This is a genomic window from Micromonospora sp. WMMD710, assembly GCF_029626045.1.
GTDB lineage: Bacteria > Actinomycetota > Actinomycetes > Mycobacteriales > Micromonosporaceae > Micromonospora.
On record NZ_JARUBD010000001.1, the window covers coordinates 6,663,560 to 6,680,854 of the forward strand.

At 72.5% G+C, this 17,295-nt stretch carries 12 protein-coding genes; 10 read left to right on the forward strand and 2 right to left on the reverse strand.

All coding sequences use genetic code 11. The annotated features are described in order from the left end of the window. The 8 genes from lysA to rho all read left to right on the forward strand — a co-directional run bounded on the left by lysA (position 1) and on the right by rho (position 12,994). Entirely contained in the window at positions 1-1,386 is a 1,386-nt protein-coding gene (gene lysA, locus O7620_RS30990) for a diaminopimelate decarboxylase (RefSeq protein ID WP_278126698.1), read from the forward strand. 8 nt (positions 1,387-1,394) lie between these two features. Then, complete coding sequence (locus O7620_RS30995; RefSeq protein ID WP_192580298.1) at positions 1,395-2,705, forward strand: homoserine dehydrogenase; 1,311 nt, start codon at positions 1,395-1,397, stop codon at positions 2,703-2,705. A 138-nt stretch (positions 2,706-2,843) separates the two neighbouring features. Continuing rightward, on the forward strand, positions 2,844-3,893 hold the full coding sequence (thrC, locus tag O7620_RS31000; RefSeq protein WP_151490458.1) for a threonine synthase: 1,050 nt from the start codon (positions 2,844-2,846) through the stop codon (positions 3,891-3,893). Between the two features lie 154 nt (positions 3,894-4,047). Beyond that, on the forward strand, positions 4,048-7,344 hold the full coding sequence (locus O7620_RS31005) for an efflux RND transporter permease subunit (RefSeq protein ID WP_278126701.1): 3,297 nt from the start codon (positions 4,048-4,050) through the stop codon (positions 7,342-7,344). A 158-nt stretch (positions 7,345-7,502) separates the two neighbouring features. Beyond that, positions 7,503-8,318, forward strand: coding sequence for a polysaccharide deacetylase family protein (locus tag O7620_RS31010; protein ID WP_278126703.1), 816 nt, complete (start codon positions 7,503-7,505; stop codon positions 8,316-8,318). An 11-nt stretch (positions 8,319-8,329) separates the two neighbouring features. Then, positions 8,330-9,574 carry an MFS transporter gene (locus tag O7620_RS31015; protein ID WP_278126706.1) on the forward strand — a complete coding sequence of 415 codons (1,245 nt, stop codon included), beginning with the start codon at positions 8,330-8,332 and terminating at the stop codon, positions 9,572-9,574. Positions 9,575-9,638: 64 nt separating this feature from the next. Continuing rightward, on the forward strand, positions 9,639-10,583 hold the full coding sequence (gene thrB, locus O7620_RS31020) for a homoserine kinase (protein WP_278126707.1): 945 nt from the start codon (positions 9,639-9,641) through the stop codon (positions 10,581-10,583). 296 nt (positions 10,584-10,879) lie between these two features. Continuing rightward, positions 10,880-12,994, forward strand: coding sequence for a transcription termination factor Rho (gene rho, locus O7620_RS31025; RefSeq protein ID WP_278126709.1), 2,115 nt, complete (start codon positions 10,880-10,882; stop codon positions 12,992-12,994). Positions 12,995-13,069: 75 nt separating this feature from the next. On the opposite strand, the gene O7620_RS31030 is transcribed toward rho, so the two are convergent. Beyond that, positions 13,070-13,966: an AAA family ATPase gene (locus tag O7620_RS31030; RefSeq protein WP_278126711.1), complete on the reverse strand. Its 897-nt coding sequence runs from the start codon at positions 13,964-13,966 to the stop codon at positions 13,070-13,072. 275 nt (positions 13,967-14,241) lie between these two features. Between O7620_RS31030 and rpmE the strand changes: the two genes are divergently transcribed. Then, on the forward strand, positions 14,242-14,466 hold the full coding sequence (rpmE, locus tag O7620_RS31035; protein ID WP_088987870.1) for a 50S ribosomal protein L31: 225 nt from the start codon (positions 14,242-14,244) through the stop codon (positions 14,464-14,466). Positions 14,467-14,593: 127 nt separating this feature from the next. Next, the gene (gene prfA, locus O7620_RS31040; protein WP_151490451.1) at positions 14,594-15,682 is read left to right on the forward strand and encodes a peptide chain release factor 1; all 1,089 of its coding nucleotides are present in this window, start codon (positions 14,594-14,596) and stop codon (positions 15,680-15,682) included. A gap of 32 nt (positions 15,683-15,714) precedes the next feature. On the opposite strand, the gene O7620_RS31045 is transcribed toward prfA, so the two are convergent. After that, positions 15,715-17,262, reverse strand: coding sequence for a GGDEF domain-containing protein (locus O7620_RS31045; protein WP_151490450.1), 1,548 nt, complete (start codon positions 17,260-17,262; stop codon positions 15,715-15,717). Positions 17,263-17,295: the final 33 nt, after the last annotated feature.

The window sequence follows — 17,295 nt, forward strand, 5'->3', positions numbered from 1 at the left end:
ATGAGGGCTCACGAGGCCGGTGCGCTGCACGCGGACATCAGCAACCAGGGGCCGGCCTGGCTGCGTACCCCCGAGGACGTCAACTCCCTCGTGCCGGCGCTGTGGCCGCGCAGCGTGACGCGCGGCACCGACGGCGCGCTCGCCGTCGCGGGCCTGAGCGTCCGCGACATCGCGGCCGAGTTCGGCACCCCGGTGTACGTCCTCGACGAGGCCGACCTGCGGTCGCGTTGCCGGGACTTCCGGGCGGCGTTCCCGACCGAGGACGTCTTCTACGCCGGCAAGGCGTTCCTCTGCCGGGCGGTGGTCCGCATGATCGCCGAGGAGGGGCTGCACCTGGACGTGTGCAGCGGAGGCGAGCTGGCCACCGCGTTGTCCGCGGGGATGCCGCCGGAGCGGATCGGCTTCCACGGCAACAACAAGTCGATCCGTGAGCTGACCCGGGCGCTGGACGCCGGGGTGGGGCGGATCATCGTCGACTCGTTCACCGAGATCGACCGGCTCACCGCGCTGGCCCGCGAGCGTGGGGTCCGGCCCCGCGTGCTGGTCCGGGTCACCGTCGGCGTCGAGGCGCACACCCACGAGTTCATCGCCACCGCCCATGAGGACCAGAAGTTCGGCTTCTCGCTGGCCGGTGGGGCGGCCGCCGCCGCGGCGTTCAAGATCCTCGACGAGGACGTTCTGGAGCTGCGGGGTCTGCACTCGCACATCGGCTCGCAGATCTTCGACGCCAGCGGGTTCGAGGTCTCGGCCCGCCGGGTGCTGGCCCTGCAGGCGCAGATCCGCGACGCCCGCGGCGTGGAGCTTCCCGAGCTGGACTTGGGCGGCGGGTTCGGCATCGCGTACACCACCCAGGACGACCCGGCGACCCCGCAGGACCTGGCCAAGCGGCTGCGCAAGATCGTCGACTCGGAGTGCGCGGCGGAGAACCTGGCCGTACCGCACCTGTCGATCGAACCGGGTCGGGCCATCGTCGGGCCGGCCGTGTTCACCCTCTACGAGGTCGGCACGGTCAAGGATCTCGACGGCATCCGCACGTACGTCAGTGTGGACGGCGGGATGAGCGACAACATCCGCACCGCGCTGTACGACGCGTCGTACTCGGCGACGCTGGCCTCCCGGGCGTCGGCCGCGCAGCCGTTGCTCGCCCGCGTGGTGGGAAAGCACTGTGAGTCCGGGGACATCGTGGTGAAGGATGAATTCCTGCCCGCCGACGTGCAGCCCGGAGATCTTGTCGCAGTGCCCGGCACCGGCGCGTACTGCCGGAGCATGGCCAGCAACTACAACCACGTGCCCCGGCCACCGGTGATCGCGGTGCGTGACGGCCAGGCGCGTCTGATCGTCCGGCGGGAAACCGAAGACGACCTGCTCGCATTGGATGTTGGATGACGTCACCTGTGCGCTTGGCACTGCTCGGCTGCGGCACGGTCGGCCAGGAGGTGGTGCGGCTGCTGCACGAGCAGTCGACGGACCTGGCCGCCCGCATCGGCGCTCCGCTGGAGATCGCCGGCATCGCCGTCCGCCGGCTCGGGCGTGACCGCGGTGACCTGCCGGTCGACGACGACCTGTTCACCACCGACGCGCTCGGCCTGATCAAGCGCGACGACGTGGACGTGGTGATCGAGGTGGTCGGTGGCATCGAGCCGGCCCGGGGTTGGCTGGTCGAGGCGCTGCGCGCCGGCAAGAGCGTGGTCACCGCCAACAAGGCGCTGCTCGCCGAGGACGGCGCGGCGCTGCACGACGCGGCGGCCGAGGGCGGCGGCGACCTCTACTACGAGGCGTCCGTGGCCGGGGCCATCCCGCTGCTGCGCCCGCTGCGCGAGTCGCTGCACGGCGACCGGATCACCCGGGTCACCGGCATCGTCAACGGCACCACCAACTTCATCCTCTCCGCGATGGACGCCACCGGCGCCGGCTTCGCCGAGGCCCTCGACGAGGCCACCGAGCTGGGGTACGCGGAGGCCGACCCGACGGCCGACGTGGAGGGCTTCGACGCGGCGGCGAAGGCGGCGATCCTCGCCTCGCTGGCGTTCCACACCCGGGTCGGCGCCGCCGACGTACACCGGGAGGGCATCACCGAGGTGACCGCCGCGGACGTGGCCAGCGCCCGGGCGATGGGTTGCACGATCAAGCTGCTGTGCATCGCGGCTCGGGGCGTCGACCCGACCGGCCGGGAGACGGTCAGCGTCCGGGTGCACCCGGCGATGATCCCGCGCAGCCACCCGCTGGCCAGCGTCGGTGACGCGTTCAACGCGGTCTTCGTCGAGGCCGACGCGGCCGGGCAGCTGATGTTCTACGGCCGGGGCGCGGGTGGCGCGCCGACCGCCAGCGCCGTGCTCGGCGACGTGGTCGCGGTGTCCCGTAACCGGCTCGCCGGGGTGCGCGCGGCCAGCGAGAGCGCGTACGCGGACCTGGCGGTCCGGCCGATGGGCGAGGCGCTGACCCGCTACCACGTGAGCCTCGACGTGGCCGACCGTCCGGGTGTGCTGGCCGCGGTGGCGGGCGTGTTCGCCCGGCACGACGTGTCGATCGCGACCGTGCGGCAGGGTTCGGCGGGTGGGTCGCCCGGCCGCGACGGCGACGCCGAGTTGGTCATCGTCACCCACGTGGCACCGGACGCCGCGCTCGCCGCGACCGTCGGTGAGCTGCGCGGTCTGGACATTGTCCGGTCGGTGACCAGTGTGCTGCGGGTCGAGGGCGACGCCTGAGTCGTTGCACCATCGACGGGAGTGCTCGCGCGTCCCGCCAGGTGGGTAAGCCGGGGTGTGCCGTCGATCGCTCCGGCAGGGTGGTCCAGGGTGGCCTGGTGCTCAGGTCGGCGTGGCGGTAGAGGCGAGGAGAGCGACATGTGGCGGGGTCTGATCGAGGCGTACCGGGATCGGCTGCCGGTCACCGCGGCCACGCCGGTCGTCACGCTGCACGAGGGCAACACTCCGCTGCTGCCGGCGCCCGTGCTTTCCGCCCGGATCGGCTGCGACGTGCACCTCAAGGTGGAGGGTGCCAACCCGACCGGCTCCTTCAAGGACCGGGGGATGACCCTCGCGGTGTCCAAGGCGGTCGAGGCCGGCAACAAGGCGATCATCTGCGCGTCCACCGGTAACACCAGCGCGTCCGCCGCCGCGTACGCGGCGCGGGCCGGGCTGACCTGCGCGGTGCTGGTGCCGCAGGGCAAGATCGCGTTGGGCAAGCTGGCCCAGGCGCTGGTGCACGGCGCGAAGCTGCTCCAGGTGAGCGGCAACTTCGACGACTGCCTGTCGCTCGCCGCCAAGCTCGCCCAGGATCACCCGGTGGCACTGGTCAACTCGGTCAACATCGACCGGCTGCACGGCCAGAAGACGGCGGCCTTCGAGATCGTCGAGGCGCTCGGGGACGCGCCCGACATCCACTGCCTGCCGGTCGGTAACGCCGGCAACATCTCCGCCTACTGGATGGGGTACGCGGAGGAGCGCGCCGCCGGCGCCACCACCCGCGCCCCGAAGATGTACGGCTTCCAGGCCGCCGGCGCGGCCCCGATCGTGACCGGTCAGGTCGTGCCGGAGCCGTCGACCATCGCCACCGCCATCCGGATCGGCAACCCGGCGAGCTGGACCAAGGCGCTCGACGCGCGGGACGCCTCCGGCGGCCTGATCGCCGCGGTGACCGACCGGGAGATCCTCACCGCGTACCGACTGCTCGCCCGCGAGGTGGGGGTCTTCGTCGAGTTGGGCAGCGCGGCCAGCGTGGCCGGCCTGCTCCAACAGGCCGCGGCGGGCGCGGTGCCGCCCGGCTCGACGGTGGTCTGCACGGTGACCGGCCACGGTCTGAAGGACCCGGAGTGGGCCATCTCCACGGCACCCGCCCCGCTGACCATCGCGAACGACCCGATGGCCGCCGCCCGGGCCCTCGACCTGGCCTGAGAGCGGTGCCGCCCGCCGGTGCGGGCGGGGTCGTGACCGGCCGTCGACCGGCGGCGGTGGGACGGCCCTGGGGGCGGCGGGTGTTCCGGTGATCGAGTCCGGCACACTTTCGGGTATCCCCGCCCGCATTCTCTTTCAGGAGTGAGCCAGGCCGATGTCGCTGCTCGCCAGATTCAGCCTCGCCAACCGAGGGCTGGTCGCCCTCATCGCGGTGGTGACCACGGCGTTCGGAGCGTTCGCCGTGCCGTCGCTGAAGCAGCAACTGCTGCCGTCGCTCGAGTTCCCGGCCGCGTTCATCGTGGCCGCCTATCCCGGCGCCGGACCCGAGATCGTCGAGTCGCAGGTGACCGAGCCGATCGAGAACGCGCTCCAGGGCATTCCCGGGTTGGACAAGGTCACCTCCACGTCCCGTGAGGGCTCGGCCACCGTCCAGGTGGAGTACGAGTTCGGCACCGACCTGGACGACGTGGTCAACAAGATGCAGACCGCGTTGAGCCGGATCGACGCCCAACTGCCGGAGAGCGTCGACCCGCAGGTCATCGCGGGCAGCACCGACGACCTGCCGGCGGTGGTGCTGGCCGCGGCCGGTGCCGCCGACGAGCGGGCGCTCGCCGAGAAGCTGCGTGCGACGGTGGTGCCGGAGCTGGAGGGCATCGAGGGGGTCCGCACGGTCGAGGTGACCGGTACCCGCGACGACATCGTCGTGGTCACCCCCGACCTGGCCAAGCTGGGTGCGGCGAAGCTCCAGCCGACCGCGATCGGCGCCGCGCTGAAGACCAATGGCGTGTCGGTGCCGGCCGGCGCGGTGACCGACGGCAACCTTGCCCTTCCGGTGCAGGTCGGTACGCCCGTCGCCACGCTGGACGACCTGCGCGGCATCGTCGTCGCCCCGGGCGCGGCCCCGGTCCGCCTCGGTGACGTGGCGACCGTCGAGCAGGCGCTCGCCCCGGCCACCGCGATCACCCGGACCAACGGCAAGGACAGCCTCGGCATCGCGATCACCGCGGCGCCGGACGGCAACGCGGTGGAGATCTCGCACGAGATCCGGGACCGGCTGGCGGAGCTGAAGAACGCGTCCGGCGCCGAGCTGACCGTGGTGTTCGACCAGGCGCCGTTCGTCGAGAAGTCGATCGAGTCGCTGACCACCGAGGGTCTGCTGGGCCTGCTGATGGCCGTCATCGTGATCCTGGTGTTCCTGCTGTCGATCCGCTCGACGGTGGTCACCGCGGTGTCCATCCCGCTGTCGGTGCTGGTGGCGCTGATCGCCCTGTGGATCGGCGACTACTCGCTCAACCTGCTGACCCTCGGCGCGCTCACCATCGCGGTCGGCCGGGTGGTGGACGACTCGATCGTGGTGTTGGAGAACATCAAACGACACCTGGAGTACGGCGAGGAGAAGCGGCAGGCGATCATCACCGGCGTCCGTGAGGTGGCCGGCGCGGTGACCGCGTCCACCCTCACCACGGTGGCGGTGTTCGCGCCGATCGCGCTGGTCGGCGGGTTCGTCGGGCAGCTCTTCGCGCCGTTCGCGATCACCGTGACGGTGGCGCTGCTCGCGTCGCTGCTGGTGTCGCTGACCGTGATCCCGGTGCTGGCGTACTGGTTCCTCAAGCCGCGTGGCGGCACCCCGGACGACGAGGCGGTGCGGCGCGGCGCGGAGGAGAAGGAGCTGCGCAGCCCGTTGCAGCGGTCGTACCTGCCGGTGATCGGGTTCGCCACCCGCAAGCGGTCCACCCGCTGGATCACGGTCGGGCTCGGGCTGCTGGTGCTCTTCGGCACCTTCGGGTTGGCCCAGAAGCTGGAGACGAACTTCCTGGACGACTCCGGTCAGGACACGCTGAGCTTCCGCCAGGAGCTGCCGGCCGGCAGTGGCCTGGCCGCCACCGACGCCGCCGCCAAGCAGGTCGAGGCGGTGCTCGGGCGGGTCGACGGGGTCGAGACGTACCAGGTGACCGCCGGCGGCGGGGACACCCCGTGGGCGGGCGGCGGCGGCAACAACGTCGCGAGCTGGTCGCTGGCCCTGGACGGGGACACCGACGCCAAGCAGATGCGCGAGCAGCTGCGCAAGGAGTTCGACAAGCTCGGCACCGGCGTGGGTGAGGTCAGCTTCGGTGGCGGGCAGGACGCCTCGACCAGCCAGCTTGAGGTGATCGTGCAGGCCAGCGACCCGGAGGTGCTGACCCGCGCCACCGAGGCGGCCCGGACGGCGATGGCCGGGGTGCCGGACGTCGAGGATGTCACCACCAGCCTCGCCGACCGGGTGCCGAGGGTCGACGTGACCGTGGACCGGGTCGCCGCCGGCCGGGTCGGCCTCACCGAGGCCACGGTGGGTCAGCTCGTGTCGCAGGCGTTCCGCGGGGCGCCGCTGGGCCAGGTGACACTCGACGGCCGCCAGCAGAACGTGGTGCTACGGCTGGGCGCGCAGCCGCCGGTGTCGGTGCAGGAACTGCGCGCCCTGCCGGTGGGTCCGGTGAAGCTGGACGACATCGCGGACGTCACCCAGGGCGAGGGCCCGCAGCAGGTCACCCGCATCGACGGTGAGCGCAGCGTGTCGGTGACCGGCGCGGCGACCGGCTCGAACCTGGGCGCGACCAGCCAGGAGTTGCAGAAGCGTCTGGACGGCATCGACGTGCCGGGGGCGAGCTTCACCATCGGTGGGGTCAGCGCCGACCAAGCGGACGCCTTCGGTGACCTGGGCCTGGCCGTGCTGGCCGCCATCGCGATCGTATTCCTGATCATGGTGGCCACGTTCCGGAGCCTCACCCAGGCGCTGATCCTGCTGATCTCCATCCCGTTCGCGGCGACCGGCGCGATCGGCCTGCTGCTGATCACCGGGACGCCGCTGGGCGTGCCCGCGCTGATCGGTGTGCTGATGCTGGTCGGCATCGTGGTGACGAACGCGATCGTGCTGCTCGACCTGATCAACCAGTACCGTGCCCAGGGCATGGGGGTCCGGGAGGCGGTGGTCGAGGGTGGCCGGCGCCGGCTGCGCCCGATCCTGATGACCGCGGTGGCGACGATCTTCGCGCTGCTGCCGATGGCGCTCGGGTTGACCGGCGAGGGCGGGTTCATCTCGCAGCCGCTGGCGGTCGTGGTGATCGGCGGCCTGCTCAGCTCGACGCTGCTCACGTTGATCCTGGTGCCGACGCTGTACACGATGGTGGAGCACACCAAGGAGTCGTTGCGCGAGCGGCGTCGGCGTCGGCGCTCCGGCGAGCCGGCGGCTTCCGAGCCGACCGGCCCGGCGGCCGCCGAGCAGGACGGCCCGAACCAGGTGGCGGTGCCGGCCGGTGCGCCCGCACAGGCGCAGGCGTCGGGCGAGGGTTCACCGTCCGCGGCGGCGCGCCCCGCGCCGTCGGGCGCGCTGGTGGACGGTACGGACCAGTTCGAGGTGCTGCGGCTGCCCCGTAGCCGCACCTCGCCGCTGCCCCCGTCGGAGCCGACCGAGTAGTCGGACGACAGTGCGGAACGCCCCCGGCAGGCTCGACCTGCCGGGGGCGTCCCGTACGTCGGCGCGGACACTCCGATCGAACGACCGAGCCGGTACTTTGCGTCATCTCTTGCATACTCCTAGTAGATGTCAGAAGTGTCGGCGAGCGAGGCGGGCAGATGACCGAGATCGCGCACGGGTGGTCCCGGCGCGATCTGCTGCGCGGCGCTGCCCTGGTGGCGACCGGGATGGCCGCCGGTGTGGGAGCCACCGACATGTGGTTCACCCACCGCCGGCTGCCCCTCGGTGGCGGCCCGGCCAGCGCCACCCTCGGCAACGGGCCGCAGGACGTCGGCTCCGGCGTACTGCCGGTCGTCTGGTCGGGAATGACCACGCGGCGGCTGGTCGCGCTCACCTTCGACGACGGGCCGGCACCACAGTGGACGCCGATGGTGCTGGACACCCTCGCCGAGCACCGGGTGCCGGCCACCTTCTTCATGGTCGGCGCGCAGGTCCGGCGGCACGCCGACGTCGTACGCGGCCGACTCACCGAGCACGAGGTGGGCAACCACAGTTGGCAGCACCGGGACCTGGCCCAGATGGACGCCGCGGCGGCGTACGACGACCTGAGGCGCAGCCACGACGTGATCGCCGAGGTGACCGGCGCTCCGCCCCGGCTGGTCCGCCCGCCGTACGGCCACCTGGGCGGGGCGGTGCTGCACGCGGCGGCACGACTGGACTGTCGGCTGGTGCTCTGGTCGTTGCAGATGGTGGAGCGTGAGTACCCGGACGACCCGGCCGGTCACGCCCGGCGGATCGTGGCCGACGTCCGACCCGGGGCGATCGTGCTCGGGCACGACGTGGGTCAGCCGCGACGTCTGGTCGCCCTGCGCGGCCTACCCGACATGATCAACGGGCTGCGGGCGCGCGGCTACACCTTCGTGACCGTCTCGGCGCTGCTGGGAGCATGCGTGGCCCCGACGCGGACCGGGTAGGGTCGCGCTCCGTGGCGTCCACCCTCTCGGTCCTTACCGGCAATCGGAGCTTCCGCAATCTCTTCCTCGCCGAGCTGGTGGTCTTCGGCGCCGACTGGTTCGTCATGGTGCCGCTGCTGGTGCTGCTGCCGCACCTGACCGGCAGTGGCGTGTGGGGCGCGCTGGTGCTCGCCGTGGACACCGGCATCGTGGCGTTGCTGCTGCCGTACACCGGCACGATCGCCGACCGGTTCGACCGCCGGAAGATCATGATCGGCGCGAACGTGGCCGCGCTGGCGGGCGTGCTGCTGCTGCTCGGCGTCCAGAGCCGCGGCACGGCCTGGCTGGCGCTGGTGGCGATCGGCGTCGTCGCGGTCGCCAAGGCGTTCTACTCGCCGGCCGCCCAGGCCGCGTTGCCCAACGTCCTGGAGCCGCACGAGCTCGCCGCCGGGAACGCCGTGGCCGGCTCGGCCTGGGGCACCATGACGGTGGTGGGCGCCTCGCTCGGCGGCGTGCTCAGCGCGGCCGCCGGCCCGTACGCCTGCTTCTGGGTGGCGGCGGTGGGCCTGGCGCTGGCGGCGGGCCTGGCCACGCGGATACGCCGGCCGTTGCAGGCGCCGCGCGACGCCGACCTGCCGGTCCAGCGAACGTGGGCGGCGGTCCGCGAGGCGCTCGGCTACATCGGCCACCGGCCACGGGTGCTGGCGCTGGTCACGGTGAAGTCGGCGGTCGGGCTGGGCAACGGGGTGCTGACCGTGTTCCCGCTGCTCGCCGGCGTCTACGGCGTGGGCCCGCTGGGCGCCGGCCTGCTCTTCGCGGTCCGCGGTGCGGGTGCGCTGGTCGGGCCCATCCTGATGCGGAGGGTGCTGACCAACCGGTCCTGGCTGCTGCCCGGGCTCGCGCTGTCCATGTCGCTCTACGGCCTGTCCTACCTGGGCACGTCGGTGGTCCGGTGGTTCCCGCTGGTGCTGCTGCTGGTCTTCGTGGCGCACTTCGCCGGCGGCAGCAACTGGGTGATGTCGAACTTCGCCCTGCAGGGCGAGGTGCCGGACCGGCTGCGTGGTCGTGTGTTCGCCACCGACATGATGCTCGCGACGCTGGCCATCTCCGTGAGCCAGCTGGCGGTGGCCCTGGTCGTGGACGTGGTGGACGAGCGGGTGGTGCTCGCCGGCTGCGGTCTGGTCACCCTCGTGTACGCGGTGGGCTGGCGGATCGCCACGCGCCGGCTCTCGCTCACCGACCCGAGCACCGAGCCGGTCCCGGACCGGGCCGGCTGACCCGGCCGGTCCCAAGCTGCGGGCGCGGGACCGGATCGTCGGTGCCGACCCCTAGCATGAGCGCGTGCCGACGAACTTCACCGCCGGGCCGGTCCGGGTCCGGGTTCCCGCGACCAGCGCCAACCTGGGCCCGGGCTTCGACGCGCTGGGCCTCGCCCTGGGCCTGTACGACGACCTGGCGGCCGAGGTCGCGTCGGGTGGGGTCCGGGTGACGGTGACCGGGCAGGGCGCCGGCGAGTTGCCCGACGACGACCGTCACCTGGTGGTGCGGGCCATGCGGGCCGCCTTCGACGTGCTGGGCGCGCAACCCACGGGGCTGAGCGTGGAGTGCGTCAACCGGATCCCGCAGGCGCGTGGGCTGGGCTCCTCGTCCGCCGCGATCGTCGCCGGTGTGCTGCTGGCCCGCGCGCTGGTCGTCGACGGGAGCCAACGGTTGGACACCGCCGGCGTGCTCCGGCTGACCGCCGAGATCGAGGGTCATCCCGACAACGTCGCCCCCTGCCTGCTGGGCGGTTTCACGCTGGCCTGGTCCGAGCCGGCCGGTGCCCGCGCGGTGTCCCTGCCGGTCGCCGAGGGGGTGCGACCATCTCTTTTCGTGCCGGCCGAGCGTGGATTGACCGCGACCGCACGGGCCGCGTTGCCGGCCACCGTGCCGCACGGCGACGCCGCGTTGACCGCCGGACGGGCGGCGCTGCTCGTGCACGCGCTCACCACGGACCCGTCGCTGCTGCTGCCGGCCACCGTTGACCGACTGCACCAGAGCTACCGCGCGGCCGGGATGCCGGCCACATCTTCCCTGGTCAACGCGCTGCGAGAGGCCGGAGTGGCGGCTGTGGTCAGTGGGGCCGGGCCGACCGTGCTCGCGCTCACCGACCCCCCGGCGGGCTTCCCCCTGGGAACAGACTGGCAGTTCTGGAAGTTACCGATAGACGTCAGCGGCGCGCGGGTTGCCCGGGGTAGACTTGGACACGCCGAGCGGGACCCTGTTGCCGCAGGTCGGAAGAGTTGATTACGCTCTAGACCTAGCACAGCCGCGAAGCACGCGATCTCCTGCGGGGCGGCGCACCCCCGAAGCTCTCGGCGGTCAGCCCGTCACCCCTGCCAAGGCCCACGCCGCACCGCAGTTTCCACAGGTCGCCGCAGACGGCGAGACCTGCTCACCGAGCTCTGGTGAGTCGGGATACCGACCGGCTGCTGTGTCACAGACTCCCGCGACGCGTCCTTGCGAGGCGGGTGCACCGAGGCCGCCCGGCCACCTGAGTTCCGACTCCGGGCAGTCCCGGCCTTATCGAGGGAAGGAATCCATTGAGCGACACCACCGACGTGACGTCGGATGTTTCCAACGTCGCTGGCGATGCCACCACCGCCGCTCCCGCCCGTCGTCGGCGTAGCGGCACCGGTCTGTCGGCGATGCTGCTGCCAGAGCTGCAGAGCCTGGCCGCGTCGCTCGGCATCTCCGGCACGGCTCGCATGCGCAAGGGCGAGCTGATCGCCGCGATCTCCGAGCGGCAGGGCGGCAACGCTGCCGGGACCCCTCGACCGCGGGCCGAGGTCGCGGCTGCGGCCGCTCCGACCCGGGAGGGGGTGCGCGCCGAGGTGCGGGAGACCGCCGACCGGCCGGCAGCCGAAGGCCGCAGCGCCGACCAGGCGCCGGCCGAGCCGGCCGCCGAGACCGAGGGCCGGGGTCGTACCCGGCGCAGCCGCACCGCCACGGCGGAGGCTCGTAACACCGAGGCTCGTGGCACCGAGGCTCGCGCCACGGAGGCGCGTAGCAGCGAGGCGCGTACCGACGAGGTCGAGACCGCCGAGCGGACCGACCGGGGCGAGAATCGCCGGGATCGGGCCGAGCGTCCGGAGCGTGCCGACCGGGGCGAGCGTGCCGACCGTGGTGAGCGTGCCGAGCGCAGCGACCGTGGCGAGCGTGCCGACCGTGGTGAGCGTGCCGAGCGCAACGACCGGGGCGAGCGTGCCGACCGTGGTGAGCGTGCCGAGCGCAACGACCGGGGCGAGCGTGCCGACCGTGGTGACCGTGCCGAGCGCAACGACCGCGGCGACCGTGCCGAGCGCAACGACCGGGGCGACCGCAACGACCGGGGCGACCGAAACGACCGCAACGACCGTGGTCAGCGCGCCGAGCGGGACAACGACGACGACGACGGCGAGGGCGGCGGTCGGCGCGGCCGGCGCAGCCGTTTCCGCGACCGTCGCCGTGGGCGTGGCGAGCGCACCGAGACCGGTGGCGACACCGGTGGGCGTGAGCCGCAGGTCAGCGAGGACGACGTGCTCGTCCCGGTGGCCGGCATCATCGACGTGCTCGACAACTACGCCTTCGTCCGGACGACCGGCTACCTGGCCGGCCCGAACGACGTGTACGTCTCGATGTCCCAGATCAAGAAGTACGGCCTGCGCCGCGGTGACGCGATCACCGGCGCGGTGCGCGCGGCCCGCGAGGGCGGCAACAGCGGCGATCAGCGGCGGGACAAGTACAACCCGCTGATGCGGCTGGACACGATCAACGGGATGGAGCCGGAGGAGGCGCGGCGTCGGCCCGAGTTCTACAAGCTCACGCCGCTCTACCCGCAGGAGCGCCTGCGGCTGGAGACCGAGCCGCACATCCTGACCACGCGGGTCATCGACCTGGTCATGCCGATCGGCAAGGGCCAGCGAGCGCTCATCCAGTCTCCGCCCAAGGCGGGTAAGACGATGGTGCTGCAGGCGATCGCCAACGCGATCACCCGCAACAACCCGGAGTGCCACCTGATGGTGGTGCTGGTGGACGAGCGGCCCGAAGAGGTCACCGACATGCAGCGGTCGATCAAGGGCGAGGTCATCGCGGCCACGTTCGACCGTCCGCCGCAGGACCACACCACGGTTGCCGAGCTGGCGATCGAGCGGGCGAAGCGTCTGGTCGAGCTGGGCCACGACGTGGTCGTGCTGCTCGACTCGGTGACCCGGCTCGGTCGGTCGTACAACCTGGCGGCGCCGGCCAGCGGCCGGATCATGTCGGGTGGTATCGACTCCACCGCGCTCTACCCGCCGAAGCGCTTCCTCGGAGCGGCCCGCAACATCGAGAACGGCGGCTCGCTGACCATCATCGCCACGGCGCTGGTGGAGACCGGGTCCATGGCGGACACGGTCATCTTCGAGGAGTTCAAGGGCACCGGTAACGCGGAGCTGAAGCTGGACCGGAAGATCGCCGACAAGCGCACCTTCCCGGCCATCGACATCAACCCGTCCGGTACGCGTAAGGAAGAGGTCCTGCTCGCACCCGAGGAGCTGGCCATCATCCACAAGCTCCGGAAGGTGCTGCACTCGCTGGACTCGCAGGCCGCGATGGATCTCCTGCTGGACCGGCTCAAGCAGTCCCGCACCAACATCGAGTTCCTGATGCAGATCGCGAAGTCGACGCCGGGGGAGTGACGCTTTCCGGTTGACCGACGACGAAGGGGCACGGCCACCGCGGCCGTGCCCCTTCGGCATGTCGCACCGTCCACTTCAGAAGTCGCCGTCGGCCACCTGGAAGACGGTCAGGCCGAGGGACCGCCACATCTGCACCACCTGGACGCGGTCGTCGAAGACGCCCACCACCCGGTAGCGGTCGCGGATCTCCCGGTCGTAGATCTCCCGCTTGACGATCGAGTCCCGGCGGGTGTCGTCGACCGCCCGCAGGTGCAGGCCGAGGTAGGGAACGCGGACGTGTCGGGCCAGCCACGCCTCGGTGGCCGTGCGGGCGGAGGCGTCCCGCCCGGAGCAGAAGACCACCCCGTACCCGGCGGCGTGCATGGCCCGGACGGCGGCGATCACCGCCGGGTTCGGCGCGTCCTGGCCCACCCGGGTCATGTCGTACGGGCTGCGGGACACGGCCAGCGCGACGGTGCCGTCGATGTCCACCAGGACGATCTCCGGCGGCTCGGTCGACGGCGGATGGGCGGTGGCGGGCCCTCCGGTGCGGGCCTGCGGCACCGGCAGCGGCAGCGTGCGCCCCTCGAGGTACCGCTCGTGCAGCCGACGGATCGCGTCCGCGCCGACCTGGTCGGCCACCGGACGGGCCGCGTCGCGGCGCAGGCACTCCTCCAGCGGTACGTCGGTGAAGTCGTGCACCTCGAAATCCGCGCCGTGTCGGGCGGCCAGATCGGCCCAGCCCCGCAGTGTCCGGGCGCGCAGGTTGGTGTCGTCCACGCAGACGTCCGCCCGAGCCCTCAGCAGTGCCTCGACCTGGGCCCGCTGCACGACGGTCACCTGCGCCTCGGCCCACTGGGTGAACAGCCGCTCGCCGTGCAGCATCCGGCGCAGGTCGTCCCGGTTGACCCGCAGCACGGACGGCTGGAGCGTACGGGCGAAGGTGGTCTTGCCTGAGGCGGGCAGCCCTCGGGTGGCGATCAGGCGGGTCATCGGCGTACCTCGGGCCGGCCCGGCGTACCCCCGGCGGGGTACGTGGCGGTGGCTCGCGGAGCGGGCGAATGCGTCGGCCGGCGGCGGGAATGCGGACGGGTGGGCACGTGTTGACGATGCCGGACGAGGTGTGTGGCCCGATTGCCGGGTCGGCTCAGGCCCATGGCACACTGGTCAATCGGCCACCGGTTCCGGTTCACGCCCGAGCCCGTCGCGTACGGCGCGACGGGCGGTGACGGCGACCCGGCGACCACCAACGAGAGGACCGAGGCGAGATGAAGGCAAACATCCACCCGGAGTACACGACCACCGAGGTCAGCTGCTCCTGTGGCAACACGTTCACGACCCGCAGCACCGCCAAGGGCGGGGCGATCCACGTCGAGACCTGCAGCGCCTGCCACCCGTTCTACACCGGTAAGCAGCGCGTTCTCGACACCGCCGGCCGGGTCGCGAAGTTCCAGCAGAAGTACGCCAAGGTTCAGGCGAAGAAGGCCAAGTAACTCCTCGTTCGGCGCCCGCGTCCGGTTTACCGCCGGACGCGGGCGCCGTCCGCGTTTCGCCTGTTTCCGCCCGCCGGCCGGCCTCCGTGCCGGCCCGGTGCCGCACCGTCGAAGGAGCAACCCCAGCATGAGCAGCGAGCGTCTGGCCGGCCTCCTCGACGAGTACGCCGAGCTGGAGAAGCGGCTGGCGGACCCGGCGATCCACGCCGACCAGGCCACCGCGCGCCGGGTCGGCCGTCGGTACGCCGAGCTGGTGCCGCTGCACAAGGCCGCCGACGAGCTGGAGCAGGCGCGCGCCGACCTGGCCGCGGCACGCGAGTTGGCCGCCGAGGATCCGTCCTTCGCCGGCGAGGCGGAGTCGATCGCGGCGTCCCTGCCGGCCCTGGAGGAGCGTCTCGCCGAGTTGCTCATCCCGCGTGACCCGCACGACGCCAAGGACGTGATCGTCGAGATCAAGGCGGGGGAGGGCGGCGAGGAGTCCGCGCTCTTCGCCGGTGACCTGCTGCGGATGTACTCCCGGTACGCGGAGCGCCACGGCTGGGTCACCGAGGTGATCGACGCACAGGATTCGGACCTGGGCGGGGTCAAGGACGTGTCGCTGTCGATCAAGACCAAGGGTGTGCCGGAGGGCGGCAACGGCGTCTGGTCGCGGCTCAAGTGGGAGGGCGGCGTGCACCGGGTGCAGCGCGTCCCGGTCACCGAGTCGCAGGGCCGGATCCACACCAGCGCCGCCGGTGTGCTGGTGCTGCCCGAGGCCGAGGACGTCGACGTCACGATTGACCAGAACGACCTGCGGATCGACGTGTTCCGTTCGTCCGGCCCGGGCGGGCAGTCGGTGAACACCACCGACTCGGCGGTGCGGATCACCCACCTGCCGACCGGCATCGTCGTCTCCTGTCAGAACGAGAAGTCCCAGTTGCAGAACCGGGAGCAGGCCATGCGCATCCTGCGGGCCCGGCTGCTCGCGGCCGCCCAGGAGCAGGCCGACGCCGCCGCCTCGGACGCCCGCAAGGCGCAGGTGCGCACGGTGGACCGTTCGGAGCGGATCCGCACCTACAACTTCCCGCAGAACCGGATCACCGACCACCGGATCGGCTACACCGCGTACAACCTGGACCTGGCGCTGGCCGGCGAGCTGGACGGCGTCCTGGACGCCCTGACCGAGGCCGACCGCGCCGCCCGCCTGGCCGGCGACACCGAGCTGACCCGCCGCTGACCCCGCTGTCGTCGGCCGGTCCGGCCGGCGGTTCAGCTCGCGCGGGGCCGCGACTTGGCGCGCAGCATCTCCCGGTCGGCCTCCTCGAACGCGACGCTGAGCGCGTCGCGCAGCCCACCGCCGCCGGAGACCTCGGCGAAGCCGATGCTGACCCCGACCGGGGTGCCCGGCACCAGCGACTCCCAGTCCTCGGCGTGGACCGCCGCCTCGATCCGGCGGGCCACCTCGACGGCCTCGGCCATGCCGGTGTCGGGCAGCACCACGACGAACTCGTCACCGCCGTAGCGGGCCACGAAGTCCCCCCGGCGCATCACCCGGTTGATCACCCCGGCGATGCGTTGCAGGACCAGGTCGCCGGAGTGGTGCCCGTGCCGGGTGTTGACCGCCTTGAACCCGTCCAGGTCGCAGACGCCGATCACCACCCGCTCGCCGCGGGTGACCACGGCGGTGATGTACCGCTCAAGGCGCCGCCGGTTGGGCAGGCCGGTGAGCGGGTCGGTCAGCGCCTCGCCCTCGTACCGGGCCGCCTCGCGGCGCATCTCCTCGTGGTCGATCCGGGCCGCGATGCCGTCGATGTAGACGTCGCGCAGCCGGTCGTTGCGTTGCGCGGCGAGCCGGAACGCCAGCCGGTCGGCCCGGTGGGCGGCCACGTGGTCCCCGGCGCGGGCCAGCGCGATGCTGCGCAGCCGGGCCGGCTCGGCCGTGCCGAGCGTCTCGGTGGAGACCAGGATGGTGTCCAGCCGGGCGACCGCCTCGATGGGCCGTCCGGCGGCGACGGCCAGGCAGACCTGCCCGAGCTGCCGCATGTCCCGGGTCCGGGCGCTGTCCCCGCCGTTCTTGAGCAGTCGGGACGGGTCGGTGTCGACGGTCGGCTCCACCCGGTCGCCGAGCGCGGCCTGCCGGGCCGCCGCGTACCCGTACGCGGCGAGGCTGCTCGGGCGCAGCCGGCCGGCGCGGCCGGTGTGCACGAACCGGGCCAGGTCGGCCGCGACGTCACGGAGCACCCGCAGGCAGCCGTCACTGTCGCCGTTGTGGTCCAGCGCCACGGCGTTGCGCAGCCGGATGCCCGGGGCCGCGAACGTCTCCTCGGGGATGCCGGCGCTCAGGCCCAACTGCCGGGCGCGTTCGATCGCGCCGAGGGCGTACCCGTGGAAGCTGAGGTAGCTGTAGGCCATGGCGAGGTCGTGCCAGCCCCAGGCGGTGTCCCGGTCCGGGTCCTCCACGGCGCTCAACGCCCGGGCGGCCTTCACCAGGTGGGTGACGCAGCGGTCCAGGGCGCCCTGGTGGTGTGCGGCGAGCGCGGCCAAGGCGTTGAGGTGCCCGTGCAGGTAGGGCTCGGCGAGGTCGCGGACCGCCGCCGACGCCTCCTCGATGGCGCGGGTGAACTCCGCCGTCCGACCGAGATTGATCAGCGCGGAGAGGCGCTGCACCATGGCGTCCGCCCGCGCCGCCGGGTCGGTGGTGGTGCGGATCACCCGTTCCAGCAGCGCGTACGACTCGGCGGAGCGACTTGCTTCCTGCAAAGCCCGCGCGTGCGTGAGGGTGTCAACCTGGTCATCGACCCGGTCGAGCCAGCCCACCCGCCAACCTCCCGTCGTGTGCGTCTCGACGCA